Here is a 21,928-nt window from a genome sequence, read left to right on the forward strand (position 1 = left end):
GGACTCGGCGAGCACGGCGTGCTCCACGTGAGGTCAGGGGCTTGCGGTGTGCTCCCTCCCACTAGTCTTACCGTCATGCCCGATCACGCAGTCCCCCTCCGCACGAACGGGGATCCCCTGGTGTCCAGCCCGGCCCCCGGCGAGGGGGGCGCGCACGCGCTCCGCGAACCGCGCCCGACCCTCGACGAGCGCGACGCCGGCGGCGAGCTGCCGGGTGGCGGTGACACCCTGCCGGACACCGGTGACGCGCTGCTCACCACCAATCGGGTACTGGTGACCGCACCCCGGCACCGGATCGAGAAGCGCACGCCGCTGCTGTGGGTGATGGAGGGGATCTGGTCCTGGGCGGTCCTCGCCGGTCTGCAGGTGGGGTGGTACTTCTGGGGCGACAACGTCATGGGGTTCTGGAACTGGGTCGCCGTCGCGGTGACGATCCCGTTCGCGTTCATGAGCATCGTCGTGGCGCCGTGGTGGCGCTACGTCGTGGCGCGGTGGGATGTCTCCGACACCGCGGTGTGCTCCCGCAAGGGCTGGTGGACCACCCAGTTCCGGATCGCGCCGCTCGCCCGCCTGCAGACCGTGTACACCACGCGCACCCTGTTCGAGCGGTGGTTCGGACTGGCGACGGTCAACGCCTCCACCGCGTCCGCCCAGGGGACGGTGGAGATCCGGGGTCTGAACCTGGCCGACGCGGAGACCCTGGCCCAGCACCTCATCGCGATCGCGAACCTGGATTCGGAGGACGGGACGTGACCGGGCCGGACGACAACGACGACGACGAGGTCGGCTCCTCCGTCGACACCGCACAGCCCCCCGTGGCCGAACCGGCGGAGGAGGTCTCCGGCACCGACGACCCCGCGGTGGCGGGGAAGATCGACCCGGCAGCCCCCTGGGAGCGCCTGTCCTGGCGGATGCTGCTCGTGTACCCGCTGGGGATGCTCACCCGCCTCCTCCCGCTCTTCCTCATCTCGCTGTGGCTGGGTTCCAACCGCAGCAACTACTGGTTCGAGATCGTCATCGTCTCCCTGGTGATCGTCGGCGGTGTCCTCCGGTGGCTGTCGACCAGCTATCAGGTCGGCAGCACGCACATCATCCTGAAGAAGGGGTTCTTCAGTCGCCAGGTGGTCACCGTCGCCCGCCAGCGGATCCGCAGCGTTGACACGGAATCCGACCTCTTCCACCGGGTCCTCAAGGTCTCGATCGTGGAGGTGGGGACCGGGCGGGCCGACTCCGGAAAGTCCGACGCCGAGCGGTTCCGCCTCGACGCCATCGACACCACGCTGGTCGAGCCACTCCGCGACGAGCTGCTCAAGCACCGACGGGCCCTGGACCCGTCCCTCGGCGTGGAGGACGAGGAGCAGTGGGGGTCGAAGTATGGCGAGGACATCGCCCGGTGGAAGGTGACCTGGTCGCGGTTCGCACCGTTCTCCTTCATCGGGTTCGGTGTCCTGTTCTCCCTGTGGCTCGTCACCTGGCAGATGGGCGACATGCACGACCGCATCATGGGCCTGGCGGTGGTCGAGGGGACCATCGCCTGGCTGGATTCGCTGGGGCAGCCTTGGGCGGTCATCGGCAAGGGCATCGGGATCTGGATGGTGGCCGGGGTCCTGGCGGTCATCACCTACGCCATCCGGTACGGCAAGTACGCGCTGACCGAACGTGGTCAACTGCTCTACGTGCAGAACGGTGTCCTGCGGCGCAAGCACATCGCGCTGGACAAGGCACGGCTGCGTGGTGTGGAGCTGCGGTTGCCCGTCTACCTGCGGATGCTCGGGGGCGGCCGGCTCGAGCCCATCATGACGGGCACCAAGAAGGGCGCCACCGCGTCCACCCTGCTGCCGCAGGCGCCGATCGAGGACGTGCGTCGGGTGGCGATCCGCATCCTGGGTGACGAGACGCCGGTGACGGTCCCTCTGCGGCGACACCCGTGGAAAGCGGCCCGTCGGCGCATCACCCGCGGCCTGCTCCCGTTCTGGGTCGTCGCCGGGGTCATCGTGCTGGTCCGGATCGACTCGGGCCCGTCGGCAGACATCTGGGTTCGCTGGGGCATCCCCGCCGCTCTGGTGTTCTTCCTCCTGCTGTCGGTGGACCGCATCCGCATGCTCGGACACGCCCTGCTGCCGGACATGCTGGTGACGTCCAGCGGATCGTGGACGGCCAAGCGTTCGATCCTCGAGGCCGACGGGATCATCGGCTGGACCGTGACCCAGTCGGTGTTCCAGCGGACGGCCGGCGTGGCGACGGCGTCTGCCGCGACCCCCGCGGGCAACGGCGTCTATTCGGTGGTCGACATCGATGCCGACGAAGCGTGGGCGCTGGCCGAGGCGCTGACGCCCGGGATCACTGACGTGTGGAATCACGCCGGGGCCCACGAGGGCCGCGTCTCACCGTCGATGGGTGTCCGGAACGGGTGAGGGCCGCAGGGTGGCCACCCACAGCGGGATGAGGCCACCGAAAGCGAGGAGTGCGAGCGCCCGCAGGCCGATCGACACGGGCGTGTCGCCTCCGGGGCCCAGGTTGATCGCGGCGAGCGTGAGGATCCACACGAGGGCGGGGAACGCCGCCACGATCTTCCTGTCCGACCACATCGAGGCGACCCGGACCAGGAACAGCGACCAGGCCCCGGCGGCGAGGACGCTGATCGGGAGCGGCACGGGACCGACGTACATGGTCAGCCACGCCGACGCGAGCACACAGCTGGCCGCCGCGCCGACCGCCAGCAGTACCAGGGCGATCGCCAGCTCAGCCGCGGGGGCCCGGCGCACCGACGGGGCGGCGGCGGTCACGACCGCGCCTCGCCGAGCCCGTCGAGCAGGTGCGCGGACCCCGGCTGGCACTTGACGTACGGCCCGTCACTCTCGGCGCGGTCCCGCGCGATGTACCACTCCACCTGGGGGACGGATTGCAGGACCCCGTTGGTCAGCGCGAGGAACCACGGCTCGCCCTCGGGGCCGGGCACCAGCTCGAGCTGCGTCGCGTGGGCCGTCAGGGACTCGAGTTTGGCGGCGTAGTCCGCGTCGTCGAGCGGGACGCGGTGAGTGAGCCGGGAATCCGCAACGGACGGCAGCTCGTCGTCCTCCGAGTGGCGCAGGTGCGGGGGCGGATCGGGGTGGGTCCGGCTGACCTCGGACCGCGCGGTGACGGTCCACGCCACCCGGTCCGGCCGATGGGTGGCCTCCTCGATCGCGGCGTGGACCGCTTCGTGGGCCCGGATGTGATCCGGGTGCCCGTAGCCGCCCTTCGGGTCGTAGGTCACCACGAGGTGCGGCCGGAAATCGTCGAGGACGGTCACGAGCTCGTCCACCGCCTCCCTGCCCGATCCCACGAACGCGCGCGGGTGGTCGGCCGACGGGGTCCCGGCCATCCCGGAGTCCCGCCACCGGCCCGCACCACCGAGGAACCGGGCGCGGCCCACCCCGAGTGCGCGCAGTGCACCGGCCAGTTCGCCGATCCGGTACCCGCCGAGCTGGTCGGCGCGGTCCGCGACGAGTCCGGCCAGCTCGCCGCCGAGCACCTCGCCCTCCTCTCCGAGCGTGCAGGTGACCACGCGGACGTCGGCGCCCGCGGCCACCAGGGCGGCGATGGTGCCGCCGGTGGTGATCGCCTCGTCGTCGGGGTGGGCGTGGACGAACAGGGCGCGCAGGCCGGTCGCGGACGGGGTCGCGGTGGACGGTGTCATCCGGTCCTCCTCCAGGTGGGTGCGGTGTCGAACACGTCGGTGACCCGCCTCGGGCCCTGTCCGTCGAGGCCCGGCCGTGCGGGATCCGCCCCGCTCACGTCCACCCCGTCGGTGGCGAGCAGCAGGGACGGTCGGACCAGCGGCACGCGCAGGGCCAGCCCGGCGACCCGGTTGCCCGCGGCGGCCAGATCGGTGTCGCCTCCCGGACCCGCCACCCCGAGCACGCGATCGAGCTCGGGATCGCAGATCCCGGCCACGTCGCCGGCCCGTGCGGGCGCGCCGCGGCCGATGGTGCGGGACGGGGTGGTCGGGGTGGAGGTGACCGTCGTCGTGGCGCTCGTCCGCGGCGCCGGGGTCTCCCCCGTGTCCGGCTCGGGTGGGATCAGGCTCGTCACCGTGGTCGGGAGGCGGGACGGGGAGACCGACGCCGACGCCGACACCGACGCCGACGCCGACGTGCGGACGACCGCAGGGCTTCCGCAGGCGAAGCGCGACTCCGCCGCGACCTCCGGCCGCCCGTCGACCCGCTGCCAGCCCACCACGCCGTCGACGAGCCCGTGCGGTAGCGCATCCGCATAGAGGGCCGCGGGGTCGAGTTCCCACACCCGGGCACCGATCCCCGCGCCGCGCAGTTGGTCGGCGACGGTGTAGGCGGCGGTCACGGCCCGGTCGTCCGACGCCTCGACCCCGAGGGTGACGGACAGCGGGGTCCCGTCGCGGCGCCACCGCGGGCCCGCGCGGGTGAACCCCGCCTCGGTCAGCGTGCGCTCGACGACCCCTTCGTCGGCGGTGGGGGTGTCGGTGGATCGCTCCGGGAACGGGAACGAGGACACCGTGGGCTCGGACTCCCCGGTGACGATCCGCCCGACCACCTCGGGGTCGATCGCCGCCGAGACCGCGCGACGGACCGCGGGATCGGTGACCGCCGGGGCGACCGCGTTGAGCGCGAGTTCGAGTTGCGCCGCGCTCTCGACCGGGGCGGTGGTGACACCCGGAACCGTCGAGGAGACGTCGGCCGCCACCGGGTTCGCCGAGACCAGGGCCATCGACCCGGGTCCGTCCCTCAACGCGGCGCCGAGCTGGCCGGCGCCCGTGGCCCGTCGCACGACGATCTGGTCGAGCTCGGGGGCGCGGGCCCAGTACCGGTCGTTGCGGACGAACTCGATCTCGCCCCGGCCGATGTCGGCCGCGCGGATCATGAACGGGCCGGCACTCATGACGGGCAGGCTCTGCATGGATCCCTGGAACCCGTCGGGGGCACCCTTGAGGATGTGGGCGGGCAGCAGGTGCGTGAACAGAGCCTGCCAGTGCTCCGGCACGGAGTCGAAGACCACGTCGACGACCTTGCCCCCCGCGCCGGATCGGATCTCGACGATCCTCTCGTATCCGGCCGGGTCGACGACGCCGGGTTGGCTGGTCATCTGCCGCCACAGGTACTCGAAGTCCTCGGCGGCCACGGGGACGCCGTCGGACCACTGTGCCTGCTGATCGATCGCGTACCGGACCGTGGAGGGAGCGCCGGGGACGAGTTCGGCGGAGACCAACAGGTCCCGGTTGAGCACCGGCTCCCCGTCGGCACCCCGGACGAACGCACTCGGCAACAGCAGCGAGGCCACGAGGTCGGTGTCCAGGCCCTGGTCCGCGAGGAGGTGAGGGTTGAACCCCGCCTCGACCCGGCTCAACGCAAGCAGGAGACCGCCGGCCGTGAGGCTGACCGACGCACCGTCGGAGCGTTCGTCACCCACCACCGTCGGAGGCGGGGGGTCGGCGACGCAGCCGGCGACGACGACGAGGGCGAGCGCTGCGCCCAGCACGGCGGCACCCCGCCGGCGCACCGACGCCCCCCTCGTCGTCATCGTTACCGGTCTAGCCGACGGTCTGCTGCTCGCGCGACTTGGCCTTGCTGCGGGCCTTGGCCCGCTCGGTCGCGGTCAGAGCGACCTTGCGCACGCGGATGGCGTCCGGGCCCACCTCGACGCACTCGTCGCCGGCACAGAACTCCATGGCCTCCTCGAGGGAGAGGTTGCGGGCCTTGGACAGCGTCTCCGTCGCGTCGGAGGACGCCGCACGCATGTTGGTGAGCTTCTTCTCCTTGGTGATGTTGACGTCCATGTCCTCGGAGCGCGGGTTCTCCCCCACCACGACGCCCTCGTAGACCTCGGAGCCGGGCTCGATGAAGAAGTCGCCGCGGTCGGCGAGGCCCAGTAGCGCGAAGGCGGTGGCCTTTCCGGCCCGGTCCGCCACGAGGGAACCGGTGTGGCGCGAGCGGATCTCCCCGACCCACGGCTCGTACCCGGCGGACACCGAGTTGGCGATGCCGGATCCGCGGGTCTCGGTCATGAAGGTGGTGCGGAATCCGATCAGGCCGCGGGCGGGGACCAGGAACTCCATACGGACCCATCCGGTGCCGTGGTTGCTCATCTGCTCCATGCGGCCCTTGCGGGCGGCCATGAGCTGGGTGACCGCGCCGAGGTACTCCTCCGGCACGTCGATGGTCATGTGCTCCATCGGCTCGTGGACCTTGCCGTCGATGCGCTTGGTGACCACCTGGGGCTTGCCCACGGTGAGCTCGAAGCCCTCGCGGCGCATGGTCTCGACGAGGATCGACAGCGCCATCTCGCCACGACCCTGCACCTCCCAGTCGTCGGGCCGCTCGGTGTCGAGGACCTTGAGCGAGACGTTGCCCACGAGCTCCTGGTCCAGACGGGCCTTGACCATGCGCGCGGTGAGCTTGGTGCCGCCGTTGCGGCCGGCGAGCGGCGACGTGTTGACGCCGATGGTCATGGAGATCGCGGGCTCGTCGACGGTGATGGCGGGCAGCGCGACCGGGTTCTCCGGATCGGCCAGGGTGTCACCGATCATGATGTCGCTGATGCCGGCCACCGCCACGATGTCGCCGGCGACGGCCTCCTCGGTGGGAACGCGCTCCACGCCCTCGGTCGCGAGCAGCTCCGAGATCCGGACCGACTTGGTCTCCGTCTCGCCGTCCGGCAGGTGGTGGATCCACGCGACCTGCTGGCCCTTGCGCAGTCGACCGTTGTGGATGCGGACCAGGCCGATCCGGCCCAGGAAGTTGGAGGCGTCCAGGTTGGTGACGTGGGCCTGCAGCGGGGCGTCGGCGTCGCCGCGGGGGGCGGGGATCACCTCGTAGAGGAGCTTGAAGAAGTCGTCGAGGTTCTCCGCGTCCGGCTCCTGGCCGTTGGCCGGCTGGGTGATGGAGGCCTTGCCGGCGCGCCCGGAGGCGAACACGACGGGCAGCTCGAGGGCGTGCTCGGCGGCGGCCTGGGCGTCGGGGTCCTCGAGGTCGGAGGCCAAATCCAGGAGCAGGTCCTGCGCCTCCTCGACGACCTCGTCGATCCGCGCGTCGGGTCGGTCGGTCTTGTTGACCACGATGATCACGGGCAGCGAGGCGGCGAGCGCCTTGCGGAGAACGAATCGGGTCTGCGGCAGCGGGCCCTCCGAGGAGTCGATCAGCAGGACGACGCCGTCGACCATGTTCAGTCCGCGCTCGACCTCGCCGCCGAAGTCCGCGTGACCCGGGGTGTCGATGATGTTGAAGACGAGGTCCGCGCCACCCGCCCCCGCGCCGTGCCGGCGCACGGAGGTGTTCTTGGCGAGGATGGTGATCCCCTTCTCGCGCTCGAGGTCACCCGAGTCCATCACGCGGTCCACGAGCTCGGCGCGTTCGTCGAACGCTCCGGACTGACGCAGCATCGCGTCGACGAGTGTCGTTTTCCCGTGATCGACGTGCGCCACGATGGCGACGTTGCGGAACTCGGTCAAGGCCATACGCTGGGTTCTCCCTCGGAGGCTTACCGCGCCCGGGGCGGCTCGGGGCCGCCGGGCGCGTAATGGGAATCAGCGGCGTGTGTCAGCCGCGATCCACAGGCGCGTCCGGTCGAGCGCGCGTGCGAATCCACATTACCTGCTATACCGGACGATCTCCCTATCGTGAGACGCTCCCGACAGAAGCACCACGGTGGTGTTATTTACATCACGCACAACTTCTGTAACATCAGCACCAGATCGCCTCTCCATCCGAGTCCCGGTGTCCGTGACTCGGGACACTTATGAGAATATCTAGCGGTCGACCGGTCGGCCCGCCAGCCGGTCCGCCCGCCCAGCCGAAGAATGGACTCGCCAGTGATCCGCCACTCGCTCAGGACCTCGTTCCGGACCCTCGGCCTCGGTGCCGTAGCCGCCCTCGCGGTCGGTCTCGCCGCACCCGCCACCGCCAGCGCGCAGTCGCTCGACGAACTGGGACGTCCGACCGAGCCCGTGCTGCAGGCGATCGAGAACCTCTCCGAGCAGCAGTGGATCCCCGAGGACACGCGGGGCACCATCGCCCGCCTCGTCGGGTTCTTCCGCGGCACCGGCGAGCCCGGGACCCCGCTTCCCGAGAACGGCCCGGTCATCGCGCAGTTCGCGTACCCGACGATCATGCAGCAGTGCATCGGCGGCGACCAGACCGCCGTCGGCGCCGCGACCGCCGTCCCCGGGCCGGCCGATCTCCCGCTTCCCGGCATCGACCCCGGCAAGCTCGGTTTCATCTTCACCGCGCTGGGTACCGAGGGAGTCGCGGCCCAGCAGGCCCAGCCCATGACCGTGGAGTGGATCAACATCTCCAACGGTCGTCGCGGTTCCACCGTCCTGACCTACAACGGCATCAACGAGGGCGGGCCGGCCACGGTCAACGGCGTCGCGGACACCGGCGCGGGTCAGGTCCTCATGCTCCTGCAGGGCGGGGTCACCACGAACCTGGAGGACGGCGGGACCGCGAACTGCGTCGCCTTCCCCACCGTGGGGACCGCGTTCGTCCGGTGACCGGCGACGGTGGCGCGCCCGTCGGGCGCAGCGCCGTCCCAGACCAGGACCTGACCGAGGCCCGTCTCGCCCTTGCCGGCGACGGGCCTCTGGTCGTTCTCAGCGGTGCCGGGATGAGCGCCGAGAGCGGCGTGCCCACCTTCCGCGACGCCCGGACGGGACTGTGGGAACGGTACGACCCCACCGCTCTGGCCACCCCGGAGGCCTGGGCCCGCGATCGCGACACCGTGTGGGCCTGGTACAGGTGGCGCGAACACCTGGTCTCGGGGGCGAGACCGAACGACGGGCACGTCGCGGTCGCCCGCGCCGAAGCGTACCGGGACGTCGTGGTGGTCACCCAGAACGTCGATGACCTGCATGAGCGCGCTGGTTCCAGCCGGGTCCACCACGTCCACGGCAGCCTGTTCGCCCACCGCTGTGATACCTGCGGTACACCGATGGACGTCGGTCCTCCTCCCGCCGAGCCGGTCGACCGCCTCACCCCGCCGGCCTGCGACCGGTGTGGTGGGCGGGCCCGTCCGGGTGTGGTGTGGTTCGGCGAGATGCTCCCCGGCCGGCCCTGGGACGCGGCCGTCGACGCGGTCACCTCGGCTGCCGCGGTGCTCGTCGTCGGGACCTCCGGCCTGGTCCATCCCGCGGCGTCGTTGCCCGGTCTCGCGGCGGATGCGCAGGTGCCGGTGATCGAGGTGAACCCCGGCCCGTCGGGACTCGGATCCGAGCTCGCGGTCCGGGTGCGGGCGACCGCAGGTCAGGCACTGCCCGTCCTCCTGTCCCCCTGAGCCATTCGGGCCGCACTCCCCTCCCCGAGCCGCCGCACGAACGGCTGGCGGAAACCTCCCTGGGGCCGGGAGGGCGCGCTAGCGTAGCGCGCAGGGACCCACGCCCGGTGTTCCCGCTCCTCCGTTCACGCGGAGGTCAGGACCGGAGATCACGCCATGTCTGATTCATCCCCATCCGTCCCCTCCATCACCTCGGTCATCGCCGCCGAGGTGATCGGCACGTTCTGGCTCGTCCTCGGCGGTTGCGGCACCGCCGTGTTCGCGGCGGTCCAGATCGCCACCGCCGATACCGGTGACATTCCCGTCGGCGTCGGCTACCTCGGTGTCGCGATCGCGTTCGGGCTCACCGTCCTCACCGCCGCATACGCGTTCGGACACATCTCGGGTGGCCACTTCAACCCCGCCGTGACCATCGGCGCCGCGGTCGCCGGCCGCCTGCCCTGGGCCAAGGCCCCCGTCTACATCGTCAGTCAGGTCGTCGGAGGTCTGGTCGCGGGCGCGCTGATCCTCGTGGTCGCGAGCGGCAAGGACGGGTTCGAGGCCACCGGCAGCATGGCCGCCAACGGTTACGGGGCCAACTCGCCCGATGGCTACGGTCTGCTCTCTGCTCTGCTCATCGAGATCGTGCTCACGGCCCTCTTCGTGTGGGTCATCCTCGGCGCCACCGATCGCCGGGCCCCCGTCGGCTTCGCGCCCGCGGCCATCGGCCTCACGCTGACGCTGATCCACCTCATCTCCATCCCCATCACCAACACATCGGTGAACCCGGCACGGTCGACGGCGGTGGCGTTCTTCAACGGCGGCGGCGCACCTGGCCAGCTGTGGCTGTTCTGGGTGGCCCCGATCGTCGGTGCGCTCATCGCGGGCGCGCTGTACGGCCCGTTGTTCGGCGGTCGCGCCGCGAACGGCCGATCCGCGTCCGTCTCGGCCTGACGCAGGAGGGCCCGCCGGAGACGAGCGTCTCCAGCGGGCCCTCCTGCGTCAGGCCGATCCGCGGTGCGGTGGCGGCCCGTCGGGTCAGCGCCGGGGTTCATCCCGGTCGGTCCGGCCCAGCATCTTGTCCACGATCCCCGGCTTCTCGTCCCGTCGGACATCGGGGTCGACGGTGTCTCCCGGTGTCACGCTCCCGCGCCCCGTCTCTCCGAGCCGGTCGGAACCAGCGGGATCGTCGGCCCTGGCGTGGCGCCCGCCCACGTCACCCATGCCGACCCCGGTGCCCCCCGAGGTCCCGGTGCCCGGCCCGTGGGCATGGGTGCCCGAACCGATCCCGGCCCCGGGAGCCGCGGAGGAGCCCACCCCGGCTCCGGTGCCGGCGTGAGTACCGGCACCGGACGCGACACCTCGATCGGTGACGCCGCCTCGCCCCTCGTCGGAGACCCTGTCACCGGGGGTCATGCCGCGATCGTGGTCACCGAGGTGGTCGTCATGGCCGAGACCACGGCCATCGTGACGGTCGTCATGGCCCAGGCCACGGTCGCCGCCACGGTCGTCATGGCCGAGACCACGGCCATCGTGACGGTCGTCATGGCCCGGGCCACGGTCGCCGCCACGGTCGTCATGGCCGAGACCACGGCCATCGTGACGGTCGTCATGGCCCGGGCCACGGCCGCCGTCGCGGTCGCGGTCGCGGTTGAGGTCATCGGCCCGGCCCTTGGGGTCGAGCTTGTGGGCAGTCTGTTCCATCCGCCGGACGTCGTGCTTCTGCTCGTCTACGGCACCACGCTGCTGCTCGGCCTCGGCGCGGAGCTTGTCGGCCTCCGCGGCCTTGGCACGGGCCTCCTGCTGAGCGGCGCTCGCGCGGTGCTCCTGCTGGCGGGCGACGGCATCCTGTTGTTCGAGCTGGTTCTCGCGTTCACGCGCGGTGCGCCGCAGTTCCGCGGCCTCGGTGAGCTTCTTGCGGTTGCTGCTCCTGATGGCCATCGCGATGAGCGCGATGACGACGATCAGCGCGATCACCCCGATGATGATCCAGATGATGGGGTCCACAGCTGCCTCCCTTTCAGGGGTCGGGTTGCTTCAGGAACGTAACCCCGCCCCCAGACGGGTGCCACCGGTCGGGTGCCACCGCTCGTCCAGCCGCCTAGTGGTGGGCACGAGGGAGCAGGCCCGCCTCCCTCGCCTCCCTGCTGAGCCGCTCGCGATGATCGGGGTGCGCGATGGCGATCAGTGCCGCGGCCCGTCCGGCGACCGACTTGCCCCTCAGCTCCGCGATACCGAACTCCGTGACGACGTTCTCGATGATGTTCTTGTGGGTCGTGACCGGACTGCCGGGCGTGAGTGACAGCGAGATCCGGCTGACGCCCTTGGAGGTCTGGGACGGCGTCACGATGAACCCGTGACCTCCCGGAGAGAAGGTGCACCCGCGGGCGAAGTCGGCCTGTCCCCCGGCACCGGACCAGTAGCGGCCACCGATGGTCTCCGAGGCCGCCTGGCCGAACAGGTCCACCTCGCTGGTCGCGTTGATCGAATAGAGGTTGTGCTCCTGGCCGATCACTCTCGGGTCGTTCACGATGTCCACCGGGAGCATCGCCACCGACGGGTTGTTGTGGAGCCAGTCCATGAGTCGCTGCGATCCCAGAGCGAACGTGGTGACGTGCTTGAACGGTCGACCGGTCTTGCGGGAGCCGTCCACCACACCGGCCTCGACGAGGTCCATCACCCCGTCCGACAACGCCTCTGTGTGGATCCCCAGATGCCGGTGCCCGGCCAGCCGCGACAGGAAAGCGTTGGGCAGCCTGCCGACCCCCAGCTGGAGACAGGCGCCGTCGGGGACCCGCTCGGCGATGATCTCCGCGATCGCGTTGTCGATGTCCCCCGGCGGCGGTGCCTCCATGGTGATCATCGGGGTGTCATTGCGGGTCACGCCCGCGACCTGCGAGATGTGGATGTGGTTGCGCCCGAAGGTGCGGGGCATCTGGGAATTGACCTCGACGAAGAACGGCACCTGCCCGATGAACGAGGCAACGTAGTCGGCGTTGGTGCCCATCGAGAAGAAGCCGTGCTCGTCGATCTCCGACACGGTGGTGATCGCCAACCCGGGAGGCGAGAATTCCCGCAGGGTCGCGGGCACCTGCGCGAAGTCGACCGGGATCAGGTCGCAGTGGCCCCGGTGGAAGTTCTCCCGCGACCCGCGCCCGAGGAAGTAGTCGACGTGCCGGAGCCTGCCCGGGTACGCACCCTCCATGAACGGCAGGGACTCCCACGGGTCCATGTGGTGGATGGTCACGTCCTCCAGACCGTCGGCCCCCGAGTCCAGTGCGCGGAGCAGCGCCGGCGGGGCGGCGTTCTGGATGGGGACGATTACGTGCATCCCCGGCGTGACGTGGTCGAGAACCGCTTCCGCCGGGAGTTCCTCGTACTCGACGTTCCTCGTCACAGGGCACCTGCTCTCGTTGACCGGGGCGCGGGATGCGCCGAGTGGGCTCAGGCCAGCGCCGGGATGACCTCGCGCTCGAACAGGTCGAGCCCGGAGGTGTCGGTGGCGATCTCGGGGAAGTAGAAGACGCCGTACTCCATTCCGAGCGCCTTGAGCTCGGACAATTTCTCGATGATCTGCTCCGGTGTCCCCACGGCCGGAAGGCCGCGGTAGGCGCCGAGTTGGCGTTCGGCCTCGTCAGCCCCGACGTGCTTCGCCAACCGGTCCTTCAGCGTCGCCAGCCGATCCTCGACGTCCTTCTCCGTCTCCCCGATCGCCACGTTGTAGTTCGCGGTCCTGGTGATCTCGGCCGGATCCCGCCCGATGTCCTCGCAGTGCCCGCGCAGGATCCGTGACTTGTGGGCGAAGCCCTCCGCGGTGCCGTCGAAGTTGGTGTAGTCGGCGTACCGGGCCGCTGTCCGGAGAGTCTTCCGCTCGCCCCCGCCCGCGATCCACATCGGGATGCCGCCCTCCTGCAGGGGCTGCGGCTGGACGATCGCCCCGTCGACCCGGTAGTGCTCGCCGTTCAGCGAGACGACGCCGTCGGACCACGCCTGCGTCATGATGCGTACGCCCTCGTCGAGCATCGCCAGTCGCTCGCCCGCCGAGGGGAAACCGTAGCCGTACGCGCGCCATTCGTGCTCGTACCAGCCCGCCCCGATCCCCATCTCCACCCGGCCGCCGGAGATGTGATCGACCGTCGCGGCGATCTTCGCCAGCAGTGCCGGGTTCCGGTAGCCGATGCAGGTGCACATCTGCCCGAGCCGGACCCGGGACGTGGTCGCACCCAGGGCCGACATCAGGCTCCACGCCTCGTGGGTCGCCTCGGTCGACGTGAGCGGCGAGGTGTGCATGTGGTCGTACACCCACAGCGACTCCCACGGCCCGGCGTCGGCGCGGGCTGCCAGGTCGGAGATGACGGGCCAGTGACGGGCGGCCGGCACGTCGACCAGATCGAGGCGCCAACCCTGGGGCAGGAAGAGTCCGAATCGCATGTGCGCGAGCCTAGCCCGACGACAGGTCCCGGGTGGCCGACCTCACCACCGGTTCGGACCGGGGATCCGACGCCGCCGGATCAGAGGGTGCGGTCCTCGTCGTCGTCTGGCGGATCGAGGGTCCCCGGGTCCAGGGTGAACCCCGGCGGACGGGGACCGTCCGGAGCGGTCCCCAACAGTGCGACGCGCACTGTCGTCTCGGTCGCACCGGCCTGGTGCTCGCCGATCCTCGCGTCGACGGGGACCTCCACGTCGGCGTCGACGACCGCGGTCTCCACGCGCGCCCCGGACCGGACCACGGCTCCGGGCAGGACCACACTGTCGCGGACCCGCGCCCCCGTCTCGATGACGGCGCCGGGCCCCACGACGGAATGCTCGACCGCCCCGTGGACGACCGCACCGTGACCGAGCAGCGAGCCGGACACCTCCGCCGTCTCCCCGACCCTCGCCGGCCCGCTGTAGGTCGAGGCGGAACGAAGCGACCAACCCGGGACATCGAGCTCGTGGACAGGGGGCTCGCCGAGCAGGTCCATGTGCCCGGCCCAGTAGGACTCGACGGTCCCCACGTCCCGCCAGTAGCCCTCGTGCCTCCACTCACGGGCATGCCCGGCCTCGACCATGGCGGGCAGCACGTTGTCCCCGATGTCGCCCATGTCGGAGTCGCCCCCCGCCGAGACGACGTCCTCGTGGGCACGTTCGAGTCGGCTGATGAGGGCGGCGGTGTTGAAGACGAAGATCTCCGCGCAGATCAGGTCGCCCTCGGGGGCGTCCGGCTTGTAGCGGTACCCGGTGACGGTCCTGTCCTCGCCCACGCGGACGACCCCGTAGCGGGAGGCGTCCTCGGGGGCCACCCGCGTGGTGACCATGGTGAGCTCGGCGAACGAGTTCAGGTGGTCGCGGACCAACTCGTCGTAGTCGAGTCGGTACACGGCGTCCGCACTGACGACCACCGTCACGTCCGGCGCCGCCTCCCGCAGGGGTTCGACCTGCTTCCACAGTGCGTCCGCGGTCCCGGAGTGGAAACCGTCCCGGCCCGTGCCCTGCGACGGGTGCAGTACGAGCAGGCCGCCGTCGAGTCGATCGAGGTCCCAGGGGCGGCCACTGCGCAGGTGGGATCCCAGGGACACCGGATGGAACTGCTGCACCACCCAGACGTCCCGGAGTCCCGAGTTGGCGGCGTTGCTCAAGGAGAAATCAATCAGTTGGTACCCGGCCCCGTACGGTACCGCCGGCTTGGCCCGGTCCCTGGTCAGTGCGCGCAGCCGCGACCCGGCCCCGCCCGCGAGGACGATGGTGACCGCCGATAAGGGCGCCATGCGGGAACTCCTCTCCGGTGGGCTGCGGGTACCCCACCCCGTCCGAGAACGACACTGTAACCGGAGCGGGCGCACACTCCCACTGCTCGCGGTATGTCGTGTCCCGTCGATCAGGCCGTGGACATCGCCACGCCGCACTCGTCCAGCTCGGCCTCTCCGTCGAAGTACAGAGCCACGTACCGGCCGGCGACCTCCGCGACCTGCATCTCCATGTCGTACACCGTCTTGAGCACATCGGTGCGCATGATCTCGGCCGGGGTGCCGTCGGAGACGATCCGGCCGTCCTTCATCGCGATGATCCGGTCCGAGTAGGCGGCGGCGATGTTGATGTCGTGGATGACGAGCACGATCGTCTTGCCCCGATCCGCAGCCGTGCGACGCAGCAAGCGCATGATCGAGGTGGCGTGCCGGAGATCGAGGTTGTTGAGCGGCTCGTCCAGCAAGACGTAGTCAGTGTCCTGGGCGAGCACCATCGCGATGTGGGCGCGCTGACGCTGCCCACCGGACAACTCGTCGAGATACCGGTCGGCGAGGTCCTCGAGCTCCATCGCCCCCAGTGCGTAGTCGATGTGCTCGGCGTCGTCCGGGCCGGGACGGCCACCGTTGTGGGGGAACCTCCCGAAGCCCACGAGCTCACGCACGGTGAGTCGGATGGACACGGCGTTCTCCTGGCGCAGCACGGCGAGACGGCGGGCCAGCTCACGCCCACCATTGACCGACACGTCGACCCCGTCGACGAGCACCGTCCCGGAATCCGCCGCCTGGAGTCGGCTCATGACTCCCAGCAGCGTCGACTTTCCGGCGCCGTTGGGGCCGATGAGAGAGGTGACGCCACCGTGCGCGAAGCATGCCGTGACCTCATGGAGGACCCGGGTGTCGCCGTAGGACGAGCACACCGACCGCGCCTCGATGCCGCAGCCGGCCGACCACGGGTTCTCACCGGTGCGGTCGCCGCGGCGTCGGAACGGGAGAAGGGACATGACGTGCCTCTCTTTCAGCGTGCGCGGTTGGTCAGGAGCAGGAACAGGAACAGCAGGCCACCGGCGAACTCGATGACGATGCTCAGAGCGGACTCCACGCCGAGGGCGCCGAGGACCATCTCGCCCCCCGCCAGGGCGATCACGCCCAGCAGCGAGGCCACCGGGAGGGTGTACCGGTGCAGGGTGGTGCCGAGCAGTGCGTACGCCGCGTTGGCGACGATGAGCCCGAAGAACATCACCGGTCCGATCAGCGCGGTCGAGGCCGAGACGAGGAAGGAGACCACCACCAGGATCACGATCGTGACCTTCCGGTGGTTCACGCCGAGCGCGACGGCGGGGTCGCGTCCCAGGAGCATCACGTCGAGCCGTCGACCGAGAATCGCCACGACGACGAGCCCCGCCACCACGATGACCCCGCACGCCACCAGAACGTCGAGTTGGACCCCGCGGAAACTCGCGAACATGGCGTCCTGGACCTGCAGGTAGGCCGCCGGGTCCAACAGTCTCTGGAAGAACGAGGACGCCGAGCGGAAGAACACACCGAACACGACACCCACCAGCAACAACAGGTGGATATCGGTCCTCCGGCCCCCGAGCAGCCACAGGTACAGCGAGGTCGACGCCACCACCATGATCGCGGTCTGACCAAGGAACCCGGAGAGACCACCGCTCGTCAGACCGCCGATGACGGCGGCGTCGCGCGGGATCATGAAGAACACGAGCATCGTCTGGATGAGCAGGTACAGCGAATCGAAACCCATCAGCGCCGGCGTGAGGATCCGGTTGCCGGTGACGGTCTGGAAGATCACCGTCGAGACGCCGACCGCCACCGAGACCAGGACGATCGCCACAGCGTGGCGCGAGAGTCGGTCCAGCGAGTAGGACCAGGCCCTCGACCCGACGGTGGCCGGCAGCCCGGAGAGGATCAGGGCGGCGATCGCCGCGACGGCGACCACGGCGCACACGATCACCACGATCCACCGACGGCGGCGGTCCGACTCCGCTCGGGTCCGTCCGTGGATGAGGCCCGCCGGCGGGGCGCTGAGGATGGCGGTCTCAGGCATTGCGCACTCCTCGGAGCATCATGGCCAGGAACACCGCGCCGCCGAGGATCCCGACGATCGTGCCCACGGGGACCTCTCCGGCACCGGGTGCGCCGCCGGCGAACAAGCCCGGAAGCGACCTGCCCACCATGTCGCAGACCAGGACGGTCACCGCCCCGAGCAGCGCCACGAGTGGCAGGCCGCGGCGGGCGTCGTCGCCCACCAGCCGGGAGACCACGTTGGGGACGACCAGTCCGAGCAGCGGGAGGGCACCCACGGTGACCACCACGACGGCCGCGACCGCCGCCACGATGGCCATCCCGGCCGCGACGACGGTCTTGTGGTCGAGGCCGAGACCGGTCGAGACGTCCTCGCCCAGACCGGCGACGGTGAAGCGGTCGGCGGCGATGTAGGCGAGGACGCCGAGCACCGCCACCAGCCACAACAACTCGTACCGCCCGGCCAGGACCGCGGAGAAATCGGCGAGCATCCACGAGTTGAGCATCTGGAGCAGATCCCGGGACAGGGCCAGGAAGGCGGCGACCGCACCGACCACGGACCCGAGCATGATGCCGATGAGGGGAACCACGAAGGAGTCCGACACCGGGACGCGCCGGATACAGGCGAGGAAGAGTGCGGTCCCGGCGAGCGCGAACACCATGGCCACGAGCATCTTGGCCACGATCGGGGCGCCGGGCGCGATGATCGCCACCACCACCAGACCCAACCCTGCCGACTCGACGGTGCCGGCGGTCGACGGTTCCACGAAGCGGTTGCGGGTGAGCAGCTGCATCAGCAGTCCTGCGATCGCCAGCGAGGCTCCCGCGAGGGCGGCGGCCGCCGTGCGCGGGAGACGGGCCTCGACGAGGTAGACGCGGTGCGCCTCGGTGAGCCCCCCGGTGAGCGCGTCCCACACGGTGATGTTCGCCGCTCCGACGAACACGCTCGCGACGAGCGAGACCACGAGCGCAACGACGCCGAGCGCCGGCCACAGCGAAGTACGCTGCGGCCGGCGCTCGACCAGGGTCGTCGTCATCAGTGAGTGGTGTCCACCGTCAGGAGACGGCGGAGTCGATCTCGTCGATCATCGCCTCGAGCACCCCGAGGCCGCCCCCGACGAGGTACCAGTTCTGGCCGTCCAGGAAGTGAACGTTGTCGTTGGTCGCGGCAGCAGTGCGGTTGAAGAGCGGGTTGTCGAGCAGGGCGGCCGCAGCCTCCCCCTCGGCGCCGATCGCGGCGTCGCGATCGATGACGAAGACGTGGTCGGGGTTCAGCTCTGCGATCTGCTCCCAGCTGAGCGGGGCACCGTGGCTCCCCTCCGCCTCGAGCTCGCCGGCGGGGGTCATGCCGAGCTCGTTGAAGATCAGGTCGAAGCGCGATCCCGGTCCGTACCCGGTGACCTTGCCGCCGGACGTCATGAGCACGAGGGCCGTGCCGGCGCCCTCTGCCTTGGCCTTGGTGGCGGACACCATCTCGTCGATCGCGGCGAGCTCGTCCGCGGCCTTGTCCTGGGCTCCGAACAGCGCGGCGATTTCCTCCACCTTCGCGCGGTTCGACGCGATCGTCTCGGAGGTGTCGGGGTCGCCCGCGATCACCTGGTCGGAGATCTTCGCGAACTCCGGCTCCATCTCCCGGGTGCGGTTACCGAACAGGATGAGGTCGGGGCCCAGTTCGGCGATGACGTCCATCTTCGGCTCCTTGAGGCTGCCGATGTCCGTGTACTCGTCGCCCGAGTACGTGTCCAGCGCCTCCGGGAAGACGCCGGTCTTCACCAGTCCGACGACGCGATCCTCGAGATCGAGCTCATCCAGCGTATCGGCCGCGGCGTGGCTGGTGAGCACGACGCGGGTCGGCCCCTCACCCTCGTTCCCCGCGGACTGTGCATCCGAGCTCCCGCAGGCGGTCAGGGCGCCACCGGTCAGCGCGATGGCGGCCGTCGCCGCGACGATCTTGGGGAATCGCTTCATGTCACTCCAAGGTTGGTTCGGAAGGTTAGGCTCACCTTAAACGCCCTCGCGGCTCCTGGGCAAGTCTTAAGTATGGCTTACCTCACCTGGGGGCGTTGACGTGACTCACCCGGCCGGTCGAGCGAGTGGCCGTCGACTCGCCGTCCCGCGGCCTGACCGGATGCAGAGAGTCCCCCGTCGTCGCACAATCGACGGCATGGATACCGATCGCGAATTCGACCAGGACACCGACGGCGACCACGACGAGAACACCCTCGACGGCAGCGAGGGGCTGGACGCGGACGTCATCTCCACCGACGGGGAGGACCTCACCGTCGACGCCCCGGAGTCGTGGAAGCCCGTCGAGGAGAACGACACCCTCGACGAGAAGCTTGCCGCCGAGCGTCCGGACGTCGACTCCCCCGAGCCCGAGGACGGGGGAGTCCCGGCGGAGCCCCACGACGCGATCGACGACCTCGACCCCGAGGGCGGGACGCGGGTCCTCGGCGAGGCGTAGCGCACGGGGGGGCCGGTGGAGCGCGGACGGGACCCGGCGCGGCCACCGCCCGGCGGGAGGAGATGTCGCGGTGAACACCCACAGCATCACGGAGGCCATGCGAGCGCAGGATCGACGCCACTTCCTCCCGCCGGAGGTCGCCCCGGACCACGAACTCGACGCGCCCCTGCCCATCGGGTTCGGGCAGACCAATTCGCAGCCGTCGACCGTCGCGGCGATGCTCGCCCTCCTGGAACCGTTTCCCGCGATGCGGGCCCTCGACGTGGGCTCGGGCAGCGGGTGGACGTCTGCGATCCTCGGTGAGCTCGGGGGCCCTGAGGCGTCGGTGTTCGCGGTAGAGCTGGTTCCCGAACTGGTGGAGCGCTCCCGGTCCGCGATCAGACAACCCTGGGTACATGTCCGGCGGGCGGAACCCGGCGTCCTCGGTCTTCCCGCACTGGGACCCTTCGACCGCATTCTCGTCTCGGCCATGGCCGACGACCTCCCCACGGAGCTGGCCGACCAACTGGCGCCGGGCGGCATCCTGGTGGCGCCCTGGGCCGGCGTGATGCACCGCGTACGACGGACGGATGACGGTGTCGAGATCACCGATCACGGGCGGTACCGGTTCGTCCCCCTCCTCCACACCCGATTCTGACCTGGTGACCCCGGCCACTATCCTGAGGGAAGTTTGTCCACCTGCAGAACCAGGAGCCTCTGATGGCCGACTTCCTCTACGAGGACCTCCTTCCCGTCGGGGAGGACACCACCGAGTACCGCCTCCTCACCACCGAGGGCGTCTCCACGGTCGAGGGTCCCGACGGCCTGACGTTCCTGCGGGTGGATCCCGAGGCGATCCGGCTGCTCACCGAGACGGCGATGCACGACATCTCCCACTACCTTCGTAGTGATCACCTGGCACAGGTCGCGAAGATCCTCGACGACCCCGAGGCCAGTGACAACGACAAGTTCGTCGCCCTCGACCTGTTGAAGAACGCCAACATCGCCGCCGGCGGGGTGCTCCCCATGTGCCAGGACACCGGGACGGCCATCGTCAAGGGCGAGCGTGGACAGCACGTTCTCACGCCCGGCCCGGACGAGCAGGCCGTCGCACGCGGCGTGTACGACGCGTTCACCCGCCTCAACCTGCGCTACTCGCAGAACGCGCCCATCACCATGTGGGACGAGAAGAACACCGGGTCGAACCTTCCGGCGCAGATCGAGATCGGCGCCAATACGACGCCGGGCGGGGAGAACGCCTACAAGTTCCTCTTCATGGCCAAGGGCGGCGGGTCGGCCAACAAGTCGTACCTGTACCAGGAGACCAAGGCGATCCTGAACCCCGAGCGGATGATGCAGTTCATCGAGGAGAAGATCCGTTCCCTCGGAACCGCCGCGTGCCCGCCGTACCACCTGGCGATCGTGGTGGGCGGAACCTCGGCGGAGTTCGCGCTGAAGACCGCCAAGCTCGCCTCGGCCCACTATTTGGACGAGCTCCCCCGCGAGGGCGCGATGACCGGGCGTGGCTTCCGTGACGTCGAGCTCGAGGAGAAGGTCTTCGAGCTCACCCAGCAGATCGGCATCGGCGCGCAGTTCGGTGGCAAGTACTTCTGCCACGACGTCCGCGTGGTCCGCCTGCCCCGGCACGGCGCCTCGCTTCCCGTCGCGATCGCGGTGTCCTGCTCCGCCGATCGCCAGGCCAAGGCCAAGATCACCCCGGAGGGCGTGTTCCTCGAGCAACTCGAGTTCGAGCCGGGCCGGTTCCTGCCCGCCACCACGGACGCCGAGCTCGACGCCGCCACCCACGGCGTCTCGGGCACGGGCAAGGGCGCCGCGGTGAAGATCGACCTCAACAAGCCGATGCCGGAGATCCTCGCCGAGCTGAGCAAGCACCCGGTCAAGACCCGGCTCGCGCTGACCGGTCCGCTCGTCGTGGCCCGCGACATCGCACACTCCAAGATCAAGGAGCGGCTGGACGCCGGCGAGGAGATGCCCCAGTACCTCAAGGACCACCCTGTCTATTACGCCGGGCCGGCCAAGACGCCCGAGGGCATGCCGTCGGGGTCGTTCGGCCCCACCACCGCCGGCCGCATGGACTCCTACGTCGAGCAGTTCCAGGCTGCGGGCGGCTCCATGGTGATGCTGGCCAAGGGAAACCGCTCCAAGCAGGTCACCGATGCCTGCGCCACCCACGGGGGGTTCTACCTGGGCTCCATCGGCGGGCCCGCCGCGCGACTGGCGCAGGACTGCATCAAGCACGTCGAGGTCATCGAGTACGAGGAGCTCGGCATGGAGGCGGTGTGGAAGATCGACGTCGAGGACTTCCCCGCGTTCATCGTGGTGGACGACAAGGGCGAGGACTTCTTCGCGCACACCGGCGAGGTCACGCTGACGATCGGCAAGCGCCCCGGACTCTGACCCACCCGCGTTCCCGCGTTCCCGCAGATCCGCTATC

General features: G+C 70.2%; 20 protein-coding genes. 8 read left to right on the top strand and 12 right to left on the bottom strand.

Features of this window, described 5'->3' with window-relative positions; genetic code table 11:
- The first annotated feature begins 75 nt into the window (after positions 1–75).
- Positions 76–753, top strand: coding sequence for a PH domain-containing protein (locus tag AC3DE3_RS02665; RefSeq protein WP_260487867.1), 678 nt, complete (start codon positions 76–78; stop codon positions 751–753).
- Positions 750–2,414, top strand: coding sequence for a PH domain-containing protein (locus tag AC3DE3_RS02670; protein WP_488368857.1), 1,665 nt, complete (start codon positions 750–752; stop codon positions 2,412–2,414). The genes AC3DE3_RS02665 and AC3DE3_RS02670 overlap by 4 nt, the downstream gene beginning before the upstream one ends.
- Here AC3DE3_RS02670 and AC3DE3_RS02675 read toward each other — a convergent pair.
- From AC3DE3_RS02675 to typA, 4 genes are read right to left on the bottom strand one after another with little or no spacing between them, the layout of a single operon-like run.
- Positions 2,385–2,786: a hypothetical protein gene (locus AC3DE3_RS02675; protein WP_488368858.1), complete on the bottom strand. Its 402-nt coding sequence runs from the start codon at positions 2,784–2,786 to the stop codon at positions 2,385–2,387. The two genes, AC3DE3_RS02670 and AC3DE3_RS02675, sit on opposite strands and share 30 nt — an antisense overlap.
- A complete protein-coding gene (gene mshB, locus AC3DE3_RS02680) occupies positions 2,783–3,679 on the bottom strand; it encodes an N-acetyl-1-D-myo-inositol-2-amino-2-deoxy-alpha-D-glucopyranoside deacetylase (protein WP_260487873.1) in 897 nt (298 codons plus the stop codon). The genes AC3DE3_RS02675 and mshB overlap by 4 nt, the downstream gene beginning before the upstream one ends.
- Positions 3,676–5,535: an ABC transporter family substrate-binding protein gene (locus AC3DE3_RS02685; RefSeq protein ID WP_488368860.1), complete on the bottom strand. Its 1,860-nt coding sequence runs from the start codon at positions 5,533–5,535 to the stop codon at positions 3,676–3,678. The genes mshB and AC3DE3_RS02685 overlap by 4 nt, the downstream gene beginning before the upstream one ends.
- Before the next feature lie 10 nt (positions 5,536–5,545).
- The gene (gene typA / locus AC3DE3_RS02690; protein WP_488368861.1) at positions 5,546–7,468 is read right to left on the bottom strand and encodes a translational GTPase TypA; all 1,923 of its coding nucleotides are present in this window, start codon (positions 7,466–7,468) and stop codon (positions 5,546–5,548) included.
- Positions 7,469–7,822: 354 nt separating this feature from the next.
- Between typA and AC3DE3_RS02695 the strand changes: the two genes are divergently transcribed.
- The 3 genes from AC3DE3_RS02695 (at position 7,823) to aqpZ (ending at position 10,215) form a co-directional block, all read left to right on the top strand.
- Entirely contained in the window at positions 7,823–8,503 is a 681-nt protein-coding gene (locus tag AC3DE3_RS02695) for an Rv1157c family protein (RefSeq protein ID WP_260487879.1), read from the top strand.
- Entirely contained in the window at positions 8,500–9,282 is a 783-nt protein-coding gene (locus AC3DE3_RS02700) for an SIR2 family NAD-dependent protein deacylase (protein ID WP_488368862.1), read from the top strand. The genes AC3DE3_RS02695 and AC3DE3_RS02700 overlap by 4 nt, the downstream gene beginning before the upstream one ends.
- 156 nt (positions 9,283–9,438) lie before the next feature.
- On the top strand, positions 9,439–10,215 hold the full coding sequence (gene aqpZ, locus AC3DE3_RS02705; RefSeq protein WP_488368863.1) for an aquaporin Z: 777 nt from the start codon (positions 9,439–9,441) through the stop codon (positions 10,213–10,215).
- Positions 10,216–10,299: 84 nt separating this feature from the next.
- Here the strand turns inward: aqpZ and AC3DE3_RS02710 are convergent, their stop codons facing one another.
- The 8 genes from AC3DE3_RS02710 to AC3DE3_RS02745 form a co-directional block, all read right to left on the bottom strand.
- Positions 10,300–11,268, bottom strand: a complete 969-nt coding sequence (locus AC3DE3_RS02710; protein ID WP_488368864.1) for a hypothetical protein — start codon at positions 11,266–11,268, stop codon at positions 10,300–10,302.
- Between the two features lie 94 nt (positions 11,269–11,362).
- Positions 11,363–12,592, bottom strand: a complete 1,230-nt coding sequence (locus AC3DE3_RS02715) for an acetyl-CoA hydrolase/transferase family protein (protein WP_488369094.1) — start codon at positions 12,590–12,592, stop codon at positions 11,363–11,365.
- A gap of 113 nt (positions 12,593–12,705) precedes the next feature.
- Positions 12,706–13,692, bottom strand: a complete 987-nt coding sequence (locus AC3DE3_RS02720; protein WP_488368865.1) for an LLM class F420-dependent oxidoreductase — start codon at positions 13,690–13,692, stop codon at positions 12,706–12,708.
- Between the two features lie 80 nt (positions 13,693–13,772).
- Positions 13,773–15,008, bottom strand: coding sequence for a glucose-1-phosphate adenylyltransferase family protein (locus AC3DE3_RS02725; RefSeq protein ID WP_260487886.1), 1,236 nt, complete (start codon positions 15,006–15,008; stop codon positions 13,773–13,775).
- Between the two features lie 110 nt (positions 15,009–15,118).
- Complete coding sequence (locus AC3DE3_RS02730; protein ID WP_260487888.1) at positions 15,119–15,988, bottom strand: iron ABC transporter ATP-binding protein; 870 nt, start codon at positions 15,986–15,988, stop codon at positions 15,119–15,121.
- Positions 15,989–16,002: 14 nt separating this feature from the next.
- A complete protein-coding gene (locus AC3DE3_RS02735; RefSeq protein WP_260487890.1) occupies positions 16,003–17,052 on the bottom strand; it encodes an iron chelate uptake ABC transporter family permease subunit in 1,050 nt (349 codons plus the stop codon).
- The gene (locus AC3DE3_RS02740; protein ID WP_488368866.1) at positions 17,045–18,067 is read right to left on the bottom strand and encodes an iron chelate uptake ABC transporter family permease subunit; all 1,023 of its coding nucleotides are present in this window, start codon (positions 18,065–18,067) and stop codon (positions 17,045–17,047) included. Before AC3DE3_RS02740 ends, AC3DE3_RS02735 begins: the two co-directional genes overlap by 8 nt.
- 19 nt (positions 18,068–18,086) lie before the next feature.
- Positions 18,087–18,998, bottom strand: coding sequence for a siderophore ABC transporter substrate-binding protein (locus AC3DE3_RS02745; protein WP_488368867.1), 912 nt, complete (start codon positions 18,996–18,998; stop codon positions 18,087–18,089).
- 196 nt (positions 18,999–19,194) lie between these two features.
- On the opposite strand from AC3DE3_RS02745, the gene AC3DE3_RS02750 reads away from it, so the two are divergent.
- From AC3DE3_RS02750 to AC3DE3_RS02760, 3 genes are all read left to right on the top strand, one after another.
- On the top strand, positions 19,195–19,494 hold the full coding sequence (locus AC3DE3_RS02750) for a hypothetical protein (protein WP_488368868.1): 300 nt from the start codon (positions 19,195–19,197) through the stop codon (positions 19,492–19,494).
- Between the two features lie 70 nt (positions 19,495–19,564).
- A complete protein-coding gene (locus tag AC3DE3_RS02755) occupies positions 19,565–20,131 on the top strand; it encodes a protein-L-isoaspartate O-methyltransferase family protein (protein WP_488368869.1) in 567 nt (188 codons plus the stop codon).
- A gap of 62 nt (positions 20,132–20,193) precedes the next feature.
- The gene (locus AC3DE3_RS02760) at positions 20,194–21,891 is read left to right on the top strand and encodes a fumarate hydratase (RefSeq protein WP_488368870.1); all 1,698 of its coding nucleotides are present in this window, start codon (positions 20,194–20,196) and stop codon (positions 21,889–21,891) included.
- Positions 21,892–21,928: the final 37 nt, after the last annotated feature.

The organism is Dietzia sp. IBK-p2-16D (genome assembly GCF_057773085.1).